The 19,387-nt window shown below is 72.8% G+C and carries 14 protein-coding genes; 7 read left to right on the forward strand and 7 right to left on the reverse strand.

The window, feature by feature from the left end:
* Positions 1 to 1,101: a glutamate 5-kinase gene (proB, locus tag ABD332_RS12020; protein WP_344501871.1), complete on the reverse strand. Its 1,101-nt coding sequence runs from the start codon at positions 1,099 to 1,101 to the stop codon at positions 1 to 3.
* A 52-nt stretch (positions 1,102 to 1,153) separates the two neighbouring features.
* On the opposite strand from proB, the gene ABD332_RS12025 reads away from it, so the two are divergent.
* Positions 1,154 to 1,456 (forward strand): MGMT family protein, encoded by a 303-nt coding sequence (locus ABD332_RS12025; RefSeq protein ID WP_344501872.1) that lies wholly within the window; start codon positions 1,154 to 1,156, stop codon positions 1,454 to 1,456.
* A gap of 91 nt (positions 1,457 to 1,547) precedes the next feature.
* Here ABD332_RS12025 and ABD332_RS12030 read toward each other — a convergent pair whose 3' ends face one another.
* The 3 genes from ABD332_RS12030 to ABD332_RS12040 all read right to left on the reverse strand — a co-directional run bounded on the left by ABD332_RS12030 (position 1,548) and on the right by ABD332_RS12040 (position 8,465).
* Positions 1,548 to 3,638 (reverse strand): RecQ family ATP-dependent DNA helicase, encoded by a 2,091-nt coding sequence (locus ABD332_RS12030; RefSeq protein WP_344501873.1) that lies wholly within the window; start codon positions 3,636 to 3,638, stop codon positions 1,548 to 1,550.
* A gap of 36 nt (positions 3,639 to 3,674) precedes the next feature.
* A complete protein-coding gene (locus ABD332_RS12035; protein WP_344501874.1) occupies positions 3,675 to 7,340 on the reverse strand; it encodes a PQQ-dependent sugar dehydrogenase in 3,666 nt (1,221 codons plus the stop codon).
* Positions 7,341 to 7,523: 183 nt separating this feature from the next.
* The gene (locus ABD332_RS12040; protein WP_344501875.1) at positions 7,524 to 8,465 is read right to left on the reverse strand and encodes a C40 family peptidase; all 942 of its coding nucleotides are present in this window, start codon (positions 8,463 to 8,465) and stop codon (positions 7,524 to 7,526) included.
* 104 nt (positions 8,466 to 8,569) lie between these two features.
* Here ABD332_RS12040 and ABD332_RS12045 point away from each other — a divergent pair, with 104 nt between their 5' ends.
* On the forward strand, positions 8,570 to 9,418 hold the full coding sequence (locus ABD332_RS12045) for a hypothetical protein (protein WP_344501876.1): 849 nt from the start codon (positions 8,570 to 8,572) through the stop codon (positions 9,416 to 9,418).
* A 110-nt stretch (positions 9,419 to 9,528) separates the two neighbouring features.
* Here ABD332_RS12045 and ABD332_RS12050 read toward each other — a convergent pair whose 3' ends face one another.
* On the reverse strand, positions 9,529 to 11,247 hold the full coding sequence (locus ABD332_RS12050; RefSeq protein ID WP_344501877.1) for a DEAD/DEAH box helicase: 1,719 nt from the start codon (positions 11,245 to 11,247) through the stop codon (positions 9,529 to 9,531).
* 287 nt (positions 11,248 to 11,534) lie between these two features.
* Between ABD332_RS12050 and ABD332_RS12055 the strand changes: the two genes are divergently transcribed.
* Positions 11,535 to 12,182 (forward strand): ferritin-like fold-containing protein, encoded by a 648-nt coding sequence (locus ABD332_RS12055; protein ID WP_344501878.1) that lies wholly within the window; start codon positions 11,535 to 11,537, stop codon positions 12,180 to 12,182.
* A gap of 111 nt (positions 12,183 to 12,293) precedes the next feature.
* Here the strand turns inward: ABD332_RS12055 and ABD332_RS12060 are convergent, their stop codons facing one another.
* Together ABD332_RS12060 and ABD332_RS12065 are read right to left on the reverse strand one after the other, a co-directional pair.
* Positions 12,294 to 12,527, reverse strand: a complete 234-nt coding sequence (locus tag ABD332_RS12060; RefSeq protein ID WP_344501879.1) for a DUF3107 domain-containing protein — start codon at positions 12,525 to 12,527, stop codon at positions 12,294 to 12,296.
* Between the two features lie 75 nt (positions 12,528 to 12,602).
* Positions 12,603 to 13,241, reverse strand: coding sequence for a TetR/AcrR family transcriptional regulator (locus ABD332_RS12065; protein WP_344501880.1), 639 nt, complete (start codon positions 13,239 to 13,241; stop codon positions 12,603 to 12,605).
* Positions 13,242 to 13,621: 380 nt separating this feature from the next.
* On the opposite strand from ABD332_RS12065, the gene ABD332_RS12070 reads away from it, so the two are divergent.
* From ABD332_RS12070 to moeZ, 4 genes are all read left to right on the forward strand, one after another.
* On the forward strand, positions 13,622 to 16,015 hold the full coding sequence (locus ABD332_RS12070; protein WP_344501881.1) for a hypothetical protein: 2,394 nt from the start codon (positions 13,622 to 13,624) through the stop codon (positions 16,013 to 16,015).
* Positions 16,016 to 16,086: 71 nt separating this feature from the next.
* A complete protein-coding gene (locus ABD332_RS12075; protein ID WP_344501882.1) occupies positions 16,087 to 17,127 on the forward strand; it encodes an alpha/beta fold hydrolase in 1,041 nt (346 codons plus the stop codon).
* A gap of 100 nt (positions 17,128 to 17,227) precedes the next feature.
* Positions 17,228 to 18,148, forward strand: coding sequence for a DUF3152 domain-containing protein (locus ABD332_RS12080; RefSeq protein ID WP_344501883.1), 921 nt, complete (start codon positions 17,228 to 17,230; stop codon positions 18,146 to 18,148).
* Positions 18,149 to 18,189: 41 nt separating this feature from the next.
* The gene (gene moeZ, locus ABD332_RS12085) at positions 18,190 to 19,368 is read left to right on the forward strand and encodes an adenylyltransferase/sulfurtransferase MoeZ (protein WP_344501884.1); all 1,179 of its coding nucleotides are present in this window, start codon (positions 18,190 to 18,192) and stop codon (positions 19,366 to 19,368) included.
* The last annotated feature ends 19 nt before the right edge of the window (positions 19,369 to 19,387 follow it).

Here is a 19,387-nt window from a genome sequence, read left to right on the forward strand (position 1 = left end):
CTAGAGCAGGACCAGGTCGTCGCGGTGGACGACCTCGCGCTCGTACGCCGGGCCCAGCGCGGCGGCGAGCTCCCCCGTCGACCGGCCGAGCAGCGGCGGCAGCTCGGCCGCGTCGTAGTTGACCAGGCCGCGGGCCACCGGCACGCCGCCCACGTCGACCAGGTCCACCGGGTCCCCCGCGGCGAACCGGCCGTCGACCGCGGTGATCCCGGCGGGCAGCAGCGACGCGTGCCGCTGCCGCACGGCCTGCACGGCGCCGGGGTCCAGGTGCAGCCGGCCGCGGGGGCTGGTGGCGTGCGCGAGCCAGAACAGCCGCGCCTGCGGCCGCTCCCGCAGCCGGTGGAACAGCGTCCCGACCGGCTCCCCGTCGAGCACCGCCTTGGCGTTGGGCGCGGAGGCCAGCACCACCGGGATGCCGCTCGTCGTCGCGATCCTCGCCGCCTCGACCTTCGTCACCATGCCGCCGGTGCCGACCCCGGCCTTCCCGGGCCGCTTCACGTCGATGTCCAGCAGGTCGTCCGGCGTTCGCACGTCGGTGATCTTCTTGGAGGTCGGGAGCGACGGGTCGCCGGTGTACAGGCTGTCCACGTCCGACAGCAGCACCAGCAGATCCGCGTGGACGAGGGACGCGACCAGCGCGGCGAGCCGATCGTTGTCCCCGAACCGGATCTCCTCCGTGGCGACCGTGTCGTTCTCGTTGACGACCGGGACCGCCCGCAGGTCGAGCAGGCGGCGCAGGGTCCGGTACGCGTTGCGGTAGTGCGCCCGGCGGGTCACGTCGTCGACCGTCAGCAGCACCTGCCCGACGACCCTGCCGTGCCTGGCGAACGCGTCGTTGTAGGCCCGCATCAGCAGCCCCTGCCCGACGCTTGCCGCCGCCTGCTGCGTCGCGAGGTCCTTCGGCCGCTTCAGCAGCCCCAGCGGCGCCAGCCCGGCCGCGATCGCCCCCGACGACACCAGCACCACCTCCGCGGGGCTCCCCGCCAGGGCGTCGACGAGCGCATCGACCCGCTTGCCGTCGAGCCCGCCGGCCGCGGTGGTCAGCGACGACGACCCGACCTTGACCACGATCCGTCGAGCCTCGGTGACCTGGGTGCGCACGCCGCCTATCTTGCCGGGTCGCCGCCGTCGATCCACGGTAGGTTCCCATATCGTGGCCGACGACGACTTCACAGAACTGGTCCTCACCGTGGTGGAACGCATCCCGCCCGGCCGCGTCATGTCCTACGGCGCCATCGCCGAGTACCTGGGTCGCGGCGGCCCGCGCCAGGTCGGCGCCGTCATGTCCCACTACGGCGGCGGCGTCCCCTGGCACCGCGTCGTCGCCGCCAACGGCCGCCTCGTCCCGGGCCACGAGCAGGAGGCCCTCCGCCGCCACCGCGAGGAAGGCACCCCGCTCAGGTCGGACAAAATCGACATGCGCCGAGCCGCCTGGTGGCCCGACGACACCCCCTGACGCTGCTCCCGCCCCGGCCTCATGATCCCGAACGAATCTGGTAGCCAGAACAGCCACAACCGTTCGGGATCATGCGAATGGGCGGGAGGGGTCAGGCGGAGACGGCGAGGGCGAAGGGCAGGACCGCCGGAGCGCCGGCGCGCAGCAGGAGGCGGCCGGCGATGGCCATCGTCCAGCCGGTGTCGACCAGGTCGTCGACGAGGAGGACCGGGCCGTCGAGGGTCCCCAGCCGGGCGGCCAGCTCCGACGGGACCGTGAAGGCGGTGTGCAGGGCGCGGACCCGCTGGGCGCTGTTGGTGCGGGAGGCGGCGTCGGCCGCGTGGGCCGGCTGGACCGTGCCGAGCAGCGGCATCCGGCCGACCTCGGCGATGCGGGCGCCCAGCGACTCCAGCAGGACGGGGGTGCTCTGGGAGCCGAGGACCACGACGCCGACGGGGCGGGCGGGCCAGCGCTCGTCGCCCTTCGCCCACTCGGTCAGGGTGGCGACGACGCCGGCGAAGATGTCGTCGGGGAGCGGGGCGTCGGGGGCGGCGAGCAGCCTGCGCAGCTTGTCGCCCCAGCCGAGGTCGCTGAGCCGGCCGATCGCCCGGCCGGGGAGGGTCTGCTCGGCGGGCGGGATCTTGCCGGTGAGGGAGACGCCGACGGCGGAGAGGCCCGTCGGCCACAGCTTGCGCGGGGCGATCTCGACGCCGGTGCGGCCGAGGTGGGCGCGGGCCGAGGCGAGGGCGTCGTCGGAGACCTCCGCCGGATACCAGGTGCCCGCGCAGGTGTCGCAGCGGCCGCAGGGGACGGCGCCCGGGTCGTCGAGGGTCCGGCGCAGGAACTCCAGGCGGCACGTGGTCAGGGCGGCATACTCGCGCATCGCGTCCTGCTCGGCGGCGCGGGCGGCGTCGATGCGGTCATAGCGCTCACTGTCGTGGCGCCAGGGCGCGCCGGTGGACTCCCAGCCGCCGCGGACGCGACGGACGGCACCGTCGACGTCGAGGACCTTGAGCATCAGCTCGAGCCGCCCGCGGCGCAGCTCGACCTGCGGCTCGATGGCGGCGGTGGACATCGGCCGGCCCGCCGCGCCGAGGACGGACAGCACGCCGCGGACCTGCGCCTCGGGCGGGAAGGCGAGGGACGCGAAATACCGCCAGATCGCCTGGTCCTCGGTGCCGGGCAGGAGCAGGACGTCGGCCTTGTCGACGGCGCGGCCGGCCCGGCCGACCTGCTGGTAGTAGGCGATCGGCGACGACGGGGCGCCGAGGTGCACGACGAAGCCGAGGTCGGGCTTGTCGAAGCCCATGCCGAGCGCGGACGTGGCGACGAGGGCCTTGATCCGGTTGTTGAGCAGGTCCTCCTCGGCGGCGAGGCGGTCCGCATTCTCCGTCTGGCCGGTGTAGGCGGCGACCTCGTAGCCACAGCCGCGCAGATAGGCGGCGGTCTCGTGGGCGGCGGCGACGGTCAGCGTGTAGATGATCCCGGAGCCGGTGAACGCGCCGAGGTGCTCGCCGAGCCAGGCGAGCCGGTGCGGCGCGGACGGCAGCGTCAGCGAGCCGAGGCGCAGCGACTCGCGGTCGAGCGAGCCGCGCAGCACGAGCGCGTCGCCGAGCTGCTCGGCGACGTCGGCGGTGACGCGGGCATTGGCGGTGGCGGTGGTGGCCAGGACCGGCGTGCCGGGGGCGAGGTCGGCCAGCAGGGTGGCCAGCCGCCGGTAGTCGGGGCGGAAGTCGTGGCCCCAGTCGGAGACGCAGTGCGCCTCGTCGACGACGAGCAGGCCGGTGCTCGCGGCGAGCTTGGGCAGCACGTTGTCGCGGAAGTCGGGGTTGTTGAGCCGCTCGGGCGAGACGAGCAGGACGTCGACGGTGCCGGCGGCGATCTCGCCGGTGATCTGGTCCCACTCCTCCAGGTTGGCCGAGTTGATCGCGCGGGCGGCGATCCCGGCGCGGGCGGCGGCGTCGACCTGGTTGCGCATGAGGGCGATCAGCGGCGAGACGATCACCGTCGGGCCGGCGCCACGGGCCCGCAGCAGGGCGGTGGCGATGAAGTACACCGCGGACTTGCCCCACCCGGTGCGCTGCACGCAGAGGACGCGGCGGCGCTCCGCCACCAGGGCGGAGATGGCGGCCCACTGGTCCTCCCGCAGTTCGGCGGAAGGACCAGCGAGCTTCTTCAGAAGTACCGATGCCTCAGATCGCACCCCACGAACTTAGCCGCCGGGTACGACAGAAACCCGCTAAGGCGTGAACCGGACCGCCGTCCCCGACACCAGCAACGGCTGGTTGAACAGGTACTGCGCGGCCGTGGTGCCGGCGGCGTTCTCGACGCCGACGGTGGCGCCGCCGCCCTTCTCGATGTCGTTGTCCAGGCTGGAGTAGTGCAGCGTGATCACCCCGTCGGGGGCGAACACGACGGAGAACGTCACCCGGTTGTGGACGCCGTTGCCGTAGATGTACGGGTTGCGCCACTCGATCACGACCGAACCGTTGACGAGCGCGGTGCGCACCGACGCCGAGCCGTCGACGACGAGGTCGTCCCAGAAGGCGTAGACGGTCGCGTTCGGGGCGGCGGTCGACGGCAGCGCGGAGTGCTCCACGTAGGCGCCGCCCGGGTTGACGAACGAGACCTTGCCGTTGGTGTCGATCCACGCCGTGGTGTAGGTGACGCCGTACAACGTGACCGGCGCCGGCAGCGTGACCTGCTGGATGTTGTCGTCACCGGTGAGCGTGAGCACCGTGGCGTCGGCCGGGACGAACGGGGTGGCCACCGTGGTGATCCCGTAGTTCCCGGTCGGCGGCGGCGGGGCCGGCAGCGTCAGGTTGAGCGTCTCCGTGGCGGCGTCGACGGTGAGTGCCGCCGACGTCGACTGCCCGTTGGCGGTGGCGCTCACGGTGTACGAGCCGTACGCGACGCTCGAGAAGCTGTACTTGCCCGAGGCGTCGGTGGTCGTCGTCGTGCCGGCCGTGAGGGTCACGGTCGCCCCGGCGACGGGCCCACCGCCCGCGACGCTCACGGTGCCGCTGACCGTCCCGGTGGACGGCGGCGGCGGGGGCGGCGGGGTCGTGCCGCCCGGCGCGGTGAAGATGACCGCGCGGCCGGACTGGAGCTTCGGGGTGTTGACGGAGTATGCGAGGCCCACGGTGCCGTCGGCGTTCTCGATGCCGACCGTCGCCGCGTTGCCCTTCTCGATGTCGTTGTCGAGGCTCGCGTAGTTGGTGACCACGTCACCGTTCTCCGAGAGGATCGCCTCGAACGTGACGCGTCGGCTGGTGTTGCCGTAGATGTACGGGTTGCGCCACTCGACGACGAACTGGCGGTTGGGCGCGGTGCCGAGGGTCGTGGTCCGCACCGACGCGTTGGCGTCGACCACGAGGTCGTCCCAGAAGGCGTAGACCGCCGCGTTGGGCAGGGCCGCGCTCGGCACCGCGGTGTTGTCCCACTTCGGCCCGTTCGGGTTGACCAGGCTGACGACGCCGTTGGTGTCGACCCACGCGGTCGAATACGAAGCGCCGTACAACTTGACCGGGAACGGCAGGGAGATCTGCTGCAGCGCCTCGTCGCCGGTCAGGCTCAGCACCGTCGTGTCGGCGTTGACGAACGCCTTGGTCGCGGTGGTGCACACGTAGCCGAAGCTGTCGGAGCACGTGCCGCCGCCGGTCGCCGCGTAGGTCGCGGTGTAGGTCGTCGCCGTGGTCGGCGCGGTGATCACCTGCGTGGCCGCGCCGCCCTGGCTCCAGGAGCCGAAGGTGTACTGGGTGCTGTTGAGCGTCTGCGGCGTCGGCGCCGACACGGTCTGCGTCGACTTCTGGATGACCGTCGCGGTGAACGGCGTGACGCCGGTGACCGAGCCGACGGTGATGTTGAGGCCGCTCGGCACGGTGTTGAACGTCATGTTCGCGGTCTTCGGGTCCAGCCGGCGGCTGACCGTGGTGCTGAGCCCGCTGCTGTCGGTCGCCGTGAGCCGCAGCTCCACATAGGACGGGTACTCGTGGTCGGGCCCGATGAACGAGCCGGACGCGCCGTCGCTCTCGCTGATGTAGTGCTGGTGGCAGTTGTCGGCCGAGGCGCAGTGCTGCAGGATCAGCTGCCAGTGCAGGTTGGCCGCGGGGACGTTGCCGTCCTGGACGTCGGTGGCGTGTCCGGTGAAGTTGACTGTGTCGTTGGTCGCCCACGTGAAGCCGGCCGCGGGTGTGTCGATCACCGGTACGGGCGCGTCGGAGCCGACGAGGATCTGCAGGTACTTGGTGTCCGACAGCCCGCCCGCGTCGGTGACCCGCAGCTTGGCCGTGTAGTTGCCGGCGGTCGTGTAGGTGAAGCTCGCGGTCGGGCCGGTCGCGTCGTAGCTGCCGTTGTTGGTGAAGTCCCACTGGTACGTGAGGACGTCGCCGCTGTTGGGGTCGCTGGTGCCGGCGGAGTTGAACTGGACGGCCAGGGGCGGCGCGCCGGAGGTCTTGTCCGCGCCGATGACCGCGGTCGGCGGCTGGTTGCCGGCGCTGTAGTTGATCCGGCGGACCGTGCCGCCGTCGACGTCGACGTAGTACAGGTCGCCGCCGGGGCCGATCTCCAGGTCGACGGGGCCGGCCGCGCCGGGCGCGAACGTCTCGATCTTGCTCGGGTCTGGGGTGCCGTTGGTCGGCAGCATCGCGTAGACGCAGCGGCGGGCGTAGTCACCCCAGAAGAGCGCGCCCTGGTACTTGGCCGGGTAGGCGCCGCCGGACGTCGGGTAGAACGCGACGCCGGTCGGGCTGGACCCGCCGGTCGGGCAGCCGTCGTTGTCGTTGACCTGCTGGTGGTGCCCGTAGGTGTAGACCGGACCGGTCGCCGTGTTCTGGTTGTACAGCGAGGTGCACAGGCTCAGGTTCGCGTCGCGGTAGCCGGGCTGCTGCGAGTTGCCCTCGAAGCACGGCCAGCCGAAGTTGGTGACGGGCGTGGCGAGCGGGTTGGGCAGCCGGTTGATCTCCTCCCAGGTCCGCCAGCCGACGTCGCCGATCCAGATCTCGCTGCTGCCGGGCTTGAACGTCCACCGGAAGGGGTTACGCAGGCCGTACGCCACGATCCGCCGCGCGTTGGGGTCGGTGGTCGCGTTGTAGAGCGGATTGTCGGTCTTCGCGGCGCCGGTGACCGGGTCGATGCGGATGATGGTGCCGCTCAGGCCGGTCGGGTCGCCGAGGGTCCGCACGTCCTGGGAGCGCAGGGCGCCGCCCTCGGAGGTGGGCGGGCTGAGCGCCGCGCCGACGCCGCCGGGCGGGTCGCCGCACGGGTTGACCGGGTTGCCCTGCTGGCCCCAGTCGGTGAAGACGGGGCTGGCGCCCTCGCCGCCGCTGACGTAGAGCGCGCCGTCGGGGCCGAAGCGCACGTCGCCCACCGAGTGGGTCTCGAACTGCTGGCACCAGTCGTTGATGAGCACCTGCTCGGTGCCGGTCCACGTGTTGCCGCTCGCGGTGAGCTTCGACAGCCGCCCGCTGACGATGCAGCCGGTGCCGGGTGTCGGGCAGGTGTCGCCGAGGTCGAGTCCGCCGCCGATGGGCTGCGTCGCGGTGTACGTGACGTACACCGACGGGTTGGACGGGAAGTTCGGCGGCAGCGCCAGGCCGAGCAGGCCCTTGTCCTCGTTGTCGTGCACGCGGGCGCTCAGGTCGGCGAACAGGGTCGGCGTCGGGTCCGACAGGCTGTCGTAGACCTGGATCGTGCCGCCCTTCTCCGCGACGAACACCCGTCCGTCAGGAGAGAACACCAGCTTCGTCGGGTGGTTGAGCCCGGACAGCACGACCTGCTCGGAGAACCCGCTCGGCAGCGTAGTCACGGCGCCCGCCGCCTCGGGTGCGGTGAGCGCCGCCGAGGCCGGGACGCAGAGCGCGAGCACTAGGCCCAGGGATAAACGGGAGCGGCGGCGACGCCTCATGAGGGCACTCCTGGATGCGGACGCGCAGGGGGAGACAGCCAGTAGATGTCCACTGTCAGGAAGATGCTGTCGCCAAGCCGACTGGCGCGCCTCGTCCGTTAGGACACAAACAGGCCCGTCGTAGCTGGTCCGCAGGGAGTTGATCAGCGCATCGTGGTGGCTCGATCGCGATGCGCTGATCTTCTATTGGTAGTCCGGCCGTCCGTAGCCCACGATCGGGGCGTAGTCGAGCAGCCGCATCGAGATCCGCTCGCCCTCGCGCGGCGCCTCGATCACCCTGCCGTCGCCGATGTACATGCCGACGTGACTGACGTCCTTGTAATAGAAGACGAGATCGCCGGGGCGCAGCTCCTCGCGCCTGATCGGCGTGACGGTCTTCTTCTGCCTCGCCGCGTTGTGCGGCAGAACCACGCCGGCCGCTTTCCACGCGGCCATCGTCAGGCCCGAGCAGTCGAACGTGTCCGGGCCGTCGGCGCCCCACCGGTACACCTTGCCCAGCTGCAAGTAGGCGTACCTGACCGCGCGCCCGGCCGGGTCGTCGGTGAAGCGCGGCACGTAGCCGTCGCGCAGCGCCCCGGACGGCGTCCTGGCGGTGCGTGCGGCCCGGGCCCCGCCGAGCCGCCGGACCTGCGCCTCGATCGTCGCCTTGCGCTGGCCCAGCTCCTGCTCCTGGGTGCGCTGGCGGACCTGGAGGTCGCCGAGGTCGGCCTGCTCCTTCTTGAGCGCGGCCTTGTCGGCCTTCAGGCGGCGCAGCGCGTCGGTACGCCGGCGCTGCAGGTGGTCCAGGGTCGCCAGCTGGTCCATGAACGACTCCGGCGACGGCGCGCTGACGAGCACGGCCGTGCTGGTGACGGCGCCGCTGCGGTACAGCCTGGCGGCGAGCTCGTCCGCGTCGCGCTGGGCGGCGTCGACGCTCGCCTGCAGCGGGCCGGTGCGGGCGTTCACCCGCTCGAGCTGCGCCTCGGTGGCGCGCAGGTCGTCGCGTACGGCGTTGAACCGCTCGATGACGCCTTCCAGCTCCTGCCAGGCGGTGGCGAGCTGCCGCTGCCGGTCGGTGACCGGGTCGGCGAACCCGATGCCGGGCACGATCAACGCAGCGACCATGCCCGCGGCCGCGGTCCACATCTTGCCGATTGACCCCACGTGTCACTAACACCACGATTTGGACAAACGTCACTAAAAGTCCCCCGGTGGAGTGGTGGCGACGGCCTGCCGCTACGGTCTTGGGCATGAAGGGGCCGGTCGTCGCGGGTGGACTCGTGTTGGCGCTGCTGCTTGGCTTCGTGATCGCCAGGTCCACCGCATCACCGCCGGCCGCCGCCCCCGCCCCGACGGCCATCCCCTCGCACTCCCACGGCGGCGCGACCGCGGGTGACCTGGGCGGCCTGTCACTCAGCGCCGCCGGCTTCACGCTGTCGCCGACGACCACGACGTTCGCCGCGGGCGCCACCCAGCCGTTCGCGTTCCGGATCCTCGGCCCGGACGGCAAGCCGGTCACCCGCTTCGTGGTCAACCACGAGAAGCTCATGCACCTGGTGGTGGCCCGGCACGACCTGTCCGGGTTTCAACACCTGCACCCGGAGATGGCCCCCGACGGCACCTGGTCGATCCCGCTGGCCCTGCCGTCGCCGGGCATCTGGCGGATCTACACGGACTTCGTCACCTTCGACGCGACCGGCGCCCAGGCCCCGGTCACGCTCGCCGTGGACGCCACCGTCGCCGGCGATTACCAGCCGGTGGCCCTTCCCGCACCCGCCCGGACCGCGGAGGTCGCCGGAATGACGGTGGCGATGGAGGGCACCCCGGCGGTCAACGCCACCCAACCGTTGTCGCTGCGGGTGCTGGCCTCGGGCACCCCCGTCACCGACCTGCAGCGCTATCTCGGCACGTACGGCCACCTCGTCGTCCTCCGCGACGGCGACCTCGGCTACCTGCACGTGCACCCCGAGACCGAACTGGTCGGCGGCGCGGTGAAGTTCTGGCTGTCGGCCCCGAGCAGCGGCCGCTACCGCCTCTACTTCGAGTTCCAGCGCGCCGGCCAGGTCCACCGCGTCGAGTTCACCGTCGTCGTCCCCTGACCACCCGGCGACGGGTGCCGGCGCCAGGACGGCGAACAGCGCGGCCGGCTGGGTGCCTGCCGCACTGTTCGGATCGTCGGGATGAAGTCGGCCGCGGACGGCCGGAAGGGTCAGGCCTCGGGGCTGTCGCCGGCCTCGGTGGCGGGGCCTTCGCCGCCCTTGCCGCGGCCGCCGCGACGGCGGCGGCGGGTGCGGGCGCGGGCGGTGCGGGGCTCGCCGTCCTCGGTGGCCTCGGCGGTGGCGACGGGGCCGGTGTCCGTGGTGTCCGAGCCCTCGACCACCTGGCGGCGGCGGGTGCGGGTGCGGGCCGGACGGGGCTCCGACTGCTCGCCGGCGTCCGCGGAGGCGCCGGTGGCCTCGGCGGTGTCGGTGACGGGCAGCTCGGCGGGGTCGACCTCGCCGCGCCGCCTGCGGCGGCGGGGACGGCGGGGCTCGCCGGTCGGGTCCGCGGCGGGGGCGGAGCCGGACGGGTCGCTGCCGCGGCCCCGGCCACGGGTGCGGCCCCGGCCGCGGGGCTTGCCCTCGATGTCCTCGAGCTGCTCGGCGGCGAGGCCGGCGCGCTTGCGGTCCGCGGTCGGCAGGGAGCCGGTGACGCCCTCGGGGATGCCGATGTCGGTCAGCAGGTGGGCCGAGGTGTGGTAGGTCTCCGGCGGCTCCGCCAGGTCCATGCCCAGCGTCTTGTCGATGATCCGCCAGCGGGGCATGTCCTCCCAGTCGACGAACGTCACGGCGACGCCCGTCGCACCCGCGCGGCCGGTGCGGCCGATGCGGTGGGTGTAGGTGTCCGGGTCCTCGGGGCAGTCGTAGTTGATGACGTGGGTGACGCCGGAGACGTCGAGGCCGCGGGCGGCGACGTCGGTGGCGACCAGCACGTCGATCTTGCCGGCGCGGAAGGCGCGCAGGGCGCGCTCGCGGGCGCCCTGGCCGAGGTCGCCGTGGACGGCGGCGGCGGCGAAGCCGCGGAAGTCCAGGTCCTCGGCGACGCGGTCGGCGGCGCGCTTGGTGCGCGTGAAGATCATGGTCAGGCCGCGGTCCTCCGCCTGCAGGACCCGCGCCACGATCTCGATCTTGTTCATCGGGTGGGTGCGGTAGATGAACTGCTTGGTCAGCGGCGACGGCCCGGTGCTGGCGTCGTGGTGCGCGTGGATCGTCATCGGGTGGCGCAGGAACCGCCGGGCGAGGGTGACGATCGGGTCGGGCATCGTGGCGGAGAACAGCATCGTCTGCCGGTCCTCCGGCAGCAGGGTCAGGATCCGCTCGACGTCGTCGAGGAAGCCCAGGTCGAGCATGCGGTCGGCCTCGTCGAGCACGAGCGCCCGCACGGCGTGCAGCCGCAGGTGCTTGCTCTTGGCCAGGTCGAGCAGGCGGCCGGGGGTGCCGACGACGATCTCGACGCCCTTCTGCAGCGCGTCGACCTGCGGCTCGTAGGCGACGCCGCCATACAGCGGGAGCACGCGGACGCCGCGGGTCTTGCCGGCGGCGGCGATGTCGCGGGCCACCTGCAGGCCCAGCTCGCGGGTCGGGACCACGACGAGCGCCTGCGGCAGGCCGTCGGCGCCCTCGGTGGGGGCGGTGACCCGGTCCAGCAGCGGGACGCCGAAGCCGAGCGTCTTGCCGGTGCCGGTCGGCGCCTGGCCGATGAGGTCGGTGCCGCGCAGCGCGATCGGCACGGCGTATTCCTGGATGGCGAACGCGTGGATGATGCCGACGGCTTCGAGGGCGGCCACGGTCTCCGGCCGTGCCCCCAGATCGGCGAACGTGGGTGCGTCTGGGCGCACGGGTGCGCGCGGGGCCACTGCTTCGGCGGCCTCAGTGTTGTCGATCGTCATGTTGTGCTCAGGGTGTCTCTCTCGCGGGAGCGCCCCTGGTGAAGCTGGGTGCGCTCAAATGGGTAGGGCGCGGGCCACACGCGACCGAAATGATCAAGGTCGCGGGCTACAAGCGCCGGGCGCCAGGACTAGGGTCCGTCCACGGCTATCGGAGTCATTGTACCGGCTTGTGAGCGGTTCCGCTCAGTGGCTTCAGTCGGGCTTCGGCCGGGCTTCGGCCGGGCTTCGGTCGGGCTTCGGTCGGGCATCGGGGCGCGCCCGGTGATCCGGCGAGGTAGTGTGCCGTCGTGTCCGATCTCACTCCGCCCGCCACGGCTGTGGTCGACCTGCTGGGCATGCTGGCCTTCGGCGAGCTGGTCGCGTTCGACCGGATGGCGGCCGACGCGCGGCTCGCGCCCGACCTCCGCCGCCGGGCGGTGCTCAGCGAGATGGCCGCCCGCGAGATCACCAACTACCGCCGGCTGTCCGACCGCCTGGCCGAGCTCGGCGCCGACACCGAGGACGCCATGCGGCCCTACGTGCAGGCGGTGTCGGAGTACCACCAGCAGACCGAGCCGGCCGACTGGCTGGAGGGGCTGGCCAAGGCGTACGTCGGCGACGGCATCGCGGACGACTTCACCCGCGAGGTCGCGGCGGTGCTCGCCGGCCCCGACCGGGACCTGATCCTGGACGTCCTGCACGACTCCCGGCACGCCGACTTCGCCGCCGACGAGCTGCGGGCCGCGATCGCCGCCGACCCGAAGGTGGCCAACCGGCTGTCGATGTGGGCGCGCCGCCTGGTCGGCGAGGGCATCTCGCAGGCGCTGCGGGTCGCGGCCGAGCGGCCGTCGCTCGCCGAGCTGCTGGCCATCGGCGGCGCCGACTTCCAGGCCCTGCTCAGGCGCCTGACCTCGGCGCACACCGCCCGCATGGGCGCCGTCGGGCTCAACAACTGAAGGCTCAACAGCTGAGCGCTCAACAACCGAGGGATCGAACAGCTCGGGGCACGAAGGCTGACGACGCCCAGGCCCTGGCACCCGTACGGGGCAGGGCCTGAGCGCTATCTGTCAACGCGCGGAAGAGAACCCAACCGGCCGCGGCGACGACTCGGCGATCTCCACGTAGGCGATCTTGCCGACCGGGACGATCACCCGGCGGCCCTTCTCGTCGACGAGAGAAAGCACACCCTTGTCGCCACCGTCGATCGCGTCGGTGACCGCAGCTTCGACCTCGGCGGGTGACTGGTTGCTCTCCAGCACCAACTCCCGAGGCGCATACTGCACGCCGATCTTGACCTCCACGTCTTCCTCCTTGATCGGGCTGCGGCGCGGCCGTGCCTCGGCGCGCACACCCAGTGTGGTTGAAGACTAACGCGATCAGGCGTGTTCGCCGTGCAGGGGGAAGCTCGCGATGCCGCGCCACGACAGCGCGGTCAGCAGCGCCTCCGCTTCGGGCTTCGCGACCTGGCGGCCACCGGCGACCCAGAACCGGGCCGCGACCTCGGCGGCGCCCACGAGCCCCGACGCGAGCAGCTCGGCGCGCTCCTGGCTCAGGTCGGTGTCGGCCATGATCGTGTCGGTGATCGCGGCGATGCAGCCGCTCTCCACCCGGTCGACCCGCTCGCGGACCGCGGGGTCGTTGCGCAGGTCCGACTCGAAGACGAGGCGGAAGGCCTCGCTCTCGTGGTCGATGAAGTCGAAATACGCCTGGATGGCGCCGCGGACCCGCTCCTTGTTGTCGGTGGTCGCCTCCATCGCGGCGCGCATCCGCGAGACCATCGCGTCGCAGTGCGTGTCGAGCAGCGCCAGATAGAGCTCGAGCTTGCCGGGGAAGTGCTGGTAGAGCACAGGCTTGGAGACACCCGCCCGCTCGGCGATGTCGTCCATCGCGGCGGCGTGGTAACCCTGCGCCACGAAAACCTGCTGCGCCGCGGCGAGCAGTTGCTTGCGGCGGGCCGACCGGGGCAGCCGCACCGGCCGTCCGGCCGCCTGGGTGCCGCTCATCGCCGAGGTCATGTTCACCATCCGGATTTGGGTCGGGATTGCAACTTACCCCCTTTCCGCCCACACGGTAGCCTCACCTAGGGGCGACGGAGGAGCGCGCGGTGGACGAAACGGGGCAAGCCGGAAGCCCACAAGGGTCAGGCGCATATCGCGGAGGAGGACACACGGATCCGCACAGGTCACCGGACGGCACCCATGGTGACGGGTCGACGCCGAGCGATGACGCGCTCGAGGCGATCGTCTCCGCATGGCGTGAGCCGGCAACAGGAGCCATCGCTGGGCGCGCGTCGGTCAACGGCTCGATCAGCGGTTCGATCAGCGGTTCGATCAATGGCGGCGGCCCGCGTGGCCGCGCCGAGGTCCGCGGCTCCTACTCCGACATGCTCGCCCCGATGAGCCCCCCGGTCTCCGCCCCGCCGCCGGTGCACCCCACCACGTCGCTGCACTACGGGCACTACGGACCCGACGGCCAGGGCTGGCCGAGCTCCGTCGGCCAGCCGGAGACCAGCGGGTCGCTCCCCGCCTCCGGGTCGCCGGCGCAGGCCCAGCCGCCGCACGAGACCGGCCACACCGGCCCGCTGCCCGCCGTCAGCTCCGGCACCGTCTACGGCGCCGCCCCGGTCGCCGACGCGCGCGAGGAGGCGGTCCGGCCGACCTCCGGGGGCTACGGTCCGCCGCCCGCGCCGACGTCCGGCGGGTATGGCGCGGCACCGTCGGCCCTGGACCGGCTCAGCGGCCTGCCCGGCCCGGTCGACCCCCGCGCCCGGGTGCACGGCGACAACGGCATGCCGCCGTATGGCTCCTACCCGAACCAAGCCCCCGCCTACCAGGACCAGACCTCCGCCTACCCGGACCAGAGCGCCGCTTACCAGGACCAGGCCCCCGCCTACCAGGACCAGAGCGCCGCCTACCAGGACCAGGCCCCCGCCTACCAGGACCAGACCCCGGCCCGCCCGGAACAGGCCGCCGCCTATCCGGACCAGGCCAGTGCCTACCCGGACCGGCCCGCCGCCTATCCGGACCAGGCCAGTGCCTACCCGGACCGGCCCGCCGCCTATCCGGACCAGGCCTGGGGCTACGAGACCAGGGACATCCGCCCGCACAACGGCGCGTTCCATCAGGAGACGCCCGCCGCCAACGGCGCGACCCACCACGACCCGCAGGCCGGCGGCCACCAGGAGCCCTACCAGGCACAGGAGCAGTACCAGGGCCAGGATCAGCGGGAGCAGTACCCGTACCAGGGCCAGCAGTACCCCGCGCAGTACCCGCAGCAGCAATACCCCCAACAGCAGTACCCGTCGCAGGAGTACCCGCAGCAGCAGCCGCCACCCCCGAACGGCTTCCAGGCGTACGAGCAGCCCGGCCCCGAGTTCGACTGGGCCGCGCCGTCGCAGGAGCCGGTGGTCCCGGCGCCGGCCCTGCACCCTGTGCCGCAGCCCGCCCTGCACCCCGTGCCACTGCCCGCGCTGCACCCGGTGCCGCCGCTGCCCACGCAGCGGATGCCGGAGGACGACCCGCTCGTCGGCCCGCTGCCGCCCGAGCTGCTCGGCAACGCCACGCCCCTGTCCGCGGCGGAGCCGACGATGCCGGCGTTCGCGTCGGAGCCGCCGTACGCCGCCCAGCAGCCCGCCGGGATCGCCGACGCGGACTGGGGCAACGCCCCCGAGCTGCCGCAGCGCGTCCCGTCGCACCCTGACGTGCCGCAGGTGCCGGAGGTCGAGGTCGAGCCCCTCGTGGCGGAGGCCACCCCTGCCGGCGGTGCGGAGCTGGCGAGGATCGCCACGTTCCTGCGCGAGGAGCGCGAGGACGAGGACGACGAGCCCAGCCTGGACGACCGCCCCGACGGGTTCGACATCCCGGCGGTCCTCCGCGCCGTGCAGGGTGTCTCCGGTGTACGCGAGGCGACGCTGCGCAAGAACGCCGACGGCCTGCACACGCTCCGGCTGGAGCTGCTCGACGAGGCCGACCCGGGCCGGGTCAGCCGGGCCGTCGCGCGCCTGCTCAACGAGCGGATGGGCCTGGCCGCCGAGCCCAACCCGCCGGAGCCCGCCGCGTTCTCGGGCCGCCCGGCGATCCGGGGCAACGCGCCGCACAGCGCCCTGCCCGGCTACGGCCGCGAGGCCCGCCGGCGGCGCCCGGTCAGCGGCGTGCGCCGCCCGGCCGAGGCCCCCCGCCCCGAGGTCGAGGAGCTCCCGCAGCAGTTCCGTGCGGAGGTGCCGAACGCCGAGGTCGACGAGCCGCGCCGGCCGCCGCAGCCGCCGGGTCTCGTCGCGTCCGGCCTGCAGCAGCCTGTACAGGCGCCGAAAACGCCGGGAGAGCACGCGCCGGTCCCGGTGAACCGGGACGCGCCCCCGGCGCTGGTGCCGCAGTCCAGCACGATCGTGTCGCCGCGGGTGATCATCGACCAGGTCGAGGTCAGCACGCAGGGCGTCGACGCGGTGGTCGAGGTGCGCCTGATCGCGGACGGTCACCCGGCGGTCGGGGTCGCCAGCGGCCCGGCGGTCGACGGCTACATCCTGCGGCTGTCCGCGGCGGCCGCCGCCTCGGCCGTGGACCAGCTGCTGGTCGACGTCGACGCGACGTCCCGCGCCAGGTGTTACATCGAGCACGCCGCGGTGGTGCAGCTCGGCGGCTGCGAGGTCGCCGTCGTCGTGCTGTTGCTGCTGTACGACGGCTGGGTCGAGCAGCTGACGGGCTCCGCCGTGAACTCGGGCGATCCGCGGCAGGCTGTGGTCCGCGCCACACTCGCGGCCGTGAACCGGCGCCTGGAGGCCCTGCTGCCATAGCCCTTTCGGGCAGCCGGGTAAGCATTTTGGAAGCACGGCTGCCGTAGACCCCTTGGGGCACACTGGTAAGCATGAAGAGAGCTGCCCTTGTCCCGGAGTTCACCGTCCCGTCACCTGAGCGGCTGCCGGACATGTGGCCCGGGCGCGAGGTGGAGCTCGATGGCCTGAAGGCGTACGTGCGGGACACGCCGGCCGCCGCGCCGGGCGCCGAGCCGGCGGTCTACGTGCACGGCCTCGGCGGTTCCTCGACCAACTGGACCGACCTGGCCGGCGTGCTCGCCGGGCGGCTCGACGGCCAGGCGATCGACCTGCCCGGGTTCGGGTACAGCGACCCGGCCCGCAGCTACTCGCTGGCGGCGATGGCCTCGCACATCGTCCGGTGGGTCGAGCACAGCGGCCGCGGCCCGGTCCACCTGTTCGGCAACTCGATGGGCGGCGCGGCCGTGGTCGTGGCCGCCGCGCTGCGCCCCGACCTGGTGCGCAGCCTGACGCTGATCTCGCCGGCGATGCCGTTCCTCGACCCGCGCCGGTCGCTGCAGGGGCCGATCGTGCCGCTGCTCCTGCTGCCCAACGCGGCGAAGCTGGCGGCCCGGCGGATGTCGTCGATGGAGCCGGAGGCCCTCGCCTCGATGGTCATCGAGTCCTGCTACGCCGACCCGACCCGCTACCCGGAGCAGCGGCGGCTGGAGGCGATCGAGGAGGCCCGGCGGCGGCACCTGGTGCCGTGGTACGCCGAGGCGTACGTGGGCAGCCTCCGCGGCCTGGTGAGCAGCTTCCTGCGCGCGTACCTGCCGGGCGAGGGCTCCATGTGGAAGATGGCCGCGCGGATCAAGGCGCCGACGCTGGTGATCGCCGGACGGCAGGACCGGCTCGTCGACATCCGCACCGCGCCGCAGGTCGCCCGCCTCATCCCGGACAGCCGGCTGATGATGCTGGAGGGCGTCGGCCACGTGGCGCAGATGGAGGTGCCGCGCACGGTCGCGCGCGCCGTGTTCGGCATGCTCGACGAGCTGCAGGAGGACAAGGCCGGCCGGGCCGCCACCCAGCAGGTTGCAACTCAGGTGCGGGATGGGGTGCGGCAGCGCGCGCCGCGGGTGCGCATGGCAAGCTGACCAATCGATGGCGAGCCGGCTGAGCAGCGACCGCCGGGGCCTGTCACACCATGCCGACAGCTCCCGGGATCCGTCACGCACTTCCGGCAGCTCGCCGGAGATGTCACGCCCGGTCGGCAGCTCCCAGGAGCTGTCACACCCTGCTGGCAGCCCCCAGGAGCCCCCTTCCGGCGGCTCCCGGCTGCCGGTGCCGCTGCCGAGCGACCCGCGGCAGGCCCGTGAGGTCGTCCGCGCCGAGCAGCGCCGGCGGCGTGAGCAGGTCCGCCGGCGGCGGCGCTACGTCGTCGCGGGCGTGATGGCCGCCGCGTTCCTGATCGCCGCGGCCGGCCTGGGCCGCCTGCTGTTCTTCGGCGGCGCCGACAAGGAGGCGCCGGTGACGGTCGCCGCGACCCGTGGGCCGGCGCCGATGCTCGACCCGCCGAGCCGCCCCGCGAGCCAGCCGCCGGAGGCCGGCCCGTCCAGCGCCGCCGGCACGTTCGCGTACGCGACCAGCGCCGGACCGGTCGCCGGCAGTGCGGGGACGGTGCGGAAGTACCGGGTCGCGGTGGAGAACGGCAGCGGCCAGGACGCGGACGCGTTCGCCGCCTCGGTCGAGCGGGTGTTCGCCGACCCGCGCGGCTGGCCCGCCGCCGGCCAGGTGCGGCTGCAGCGGGTCGCCGGCCAGGGCACCGCCGACTTCACGATCTTCCTGGCCACGCCGGTCACGTCGGAGCAGATCTGCGCGACCGCCGGGCTGCACACCGCCGGGTACAGCTCCTGCCGGATCACCGGGAAGGTCGTCATCAACCTGGCCCGCTGGCTGACCGGGGTGCCGGACTACGGCGCGCCGGTCGAGGACTACCAGCACTACGTGATCAACCACGAGGTCGGCCACGAGCTCGGCAACGGCCACGAGGCCTGCCCCGGCCCCGGCCGTCCGGCACCGGTGATGCAGCAGCAGACGTACGGGCTGAAGGGCTGCGTCGCCAACGCGTGGCCGTTCGTCGATGGCCAGCGGTACAGCGGCGCCAAAGTGCCGTAGGTCACGTGGGTTTGCGGTGCTGGCGCGGCAGAATGAGAACCATGTCGTTGCCTCCACTGGTCGAGCCCGCCGCCGACCTCTCCGTTGACGAGGTCCGTCGCTACTCCCGGCACCTGATCATCCCCGACGTGGGTGTCGCCGGGCAGAAGCGCCTGAAGAACGCGCGCGTGCTCTGTGTGGGCGCGGGCGGTCTCGGCTCGCCGGCACTGATGTATCTCGCCGCGGCCGGGGTCGGCACGCTCGGCATCGTCGAGTTCGACACCGTCGACGAGTCCAACCTGCAGCGCCAGATCATCCACGGCCAGTCGGACATCGGCCGGCCGAAGGCCGAGTCGGCGCGCGACTCGGTGCTCGAGATCAACCCGTATGTCAACGTCGTGGTGCACAACGAGGCGCTCGACAACGACAACGTGATGGACATCTTCCGGCAGTACGACCTGATCGTCGACGGCACGGACAACTTCGCCACCCGGTACATGGTCAACGACGCGGCGGTGCTGCTCGGCAAGCCGTACATCTGGGGCTCGATCTACCGGTTCGACGGCCAGGCTTCCGTCTTCTGGGCCGAGCACGGCCCGTGCTACCGCTGCCTCTACCCGGAGCCGCCGCCGCCGGGGATGGTCCCGTCCTGCGCCGAGGGCGGCGTCCTGGGCGTGCTGTGCGCCTCGATCGGCGCGATCCAGGTCACCGAGGCGATCAAGCTCCTGACGGGTGTCGGCGACTCGCTGCTCGGCAGCCTCATGGTGTACGACGCGCTCGAGATGACCTACCGCAAGATCCGGCTCCGCAAGGACCCGGGCTGCGCGATCTGCGGTGAGAACCCGACGGTCACCGAGCTCATCGACTACGACGACTTCTGCGGCGCCGTGTCCGACGAGGCGCAGGCCGCCGCGCAGGGCTCGACGATCACCGCCACCGAGCTCAAGGACTGGCAGGACTCGGGCAAGCCGATCGAGCTGATCGACGTGCGCGAGCCGGCCGAGTGGGAGATCGTGCGGGTGCCGGGGGCGCGGCTCGTGCCGAAGGGCGAGATCCTCAACGGCTCCGCCCTCGCCGATCTGCCGCAGGACCGCCAGATCGTCCTGTACTGCAAGAGCGGCGTCCGCTCGGCGGAGGCCCTCGCGGCGGTCAAGGCGGCGGGCTTCAAGGACGCGGTCCACGTGCAGGGCGGGGTGGTCTCCTGGGTGAAGACCGTCGATCCGTCACTGCCGGTGTATTAGGTCACGACGCGCGGGCAGC

Origin of the sequence: Dactylosporangium maewongense (assembly GCF_039531485.1) — a bacterium.
In the GTDB taxonomy this organism is placed as follows: Bacteria; Actinomycetota; Actinomycetes; order Mycobacteriales; family Micromonosporaceae; genus Dactylosporangium; species Dactylosporangium maewongense.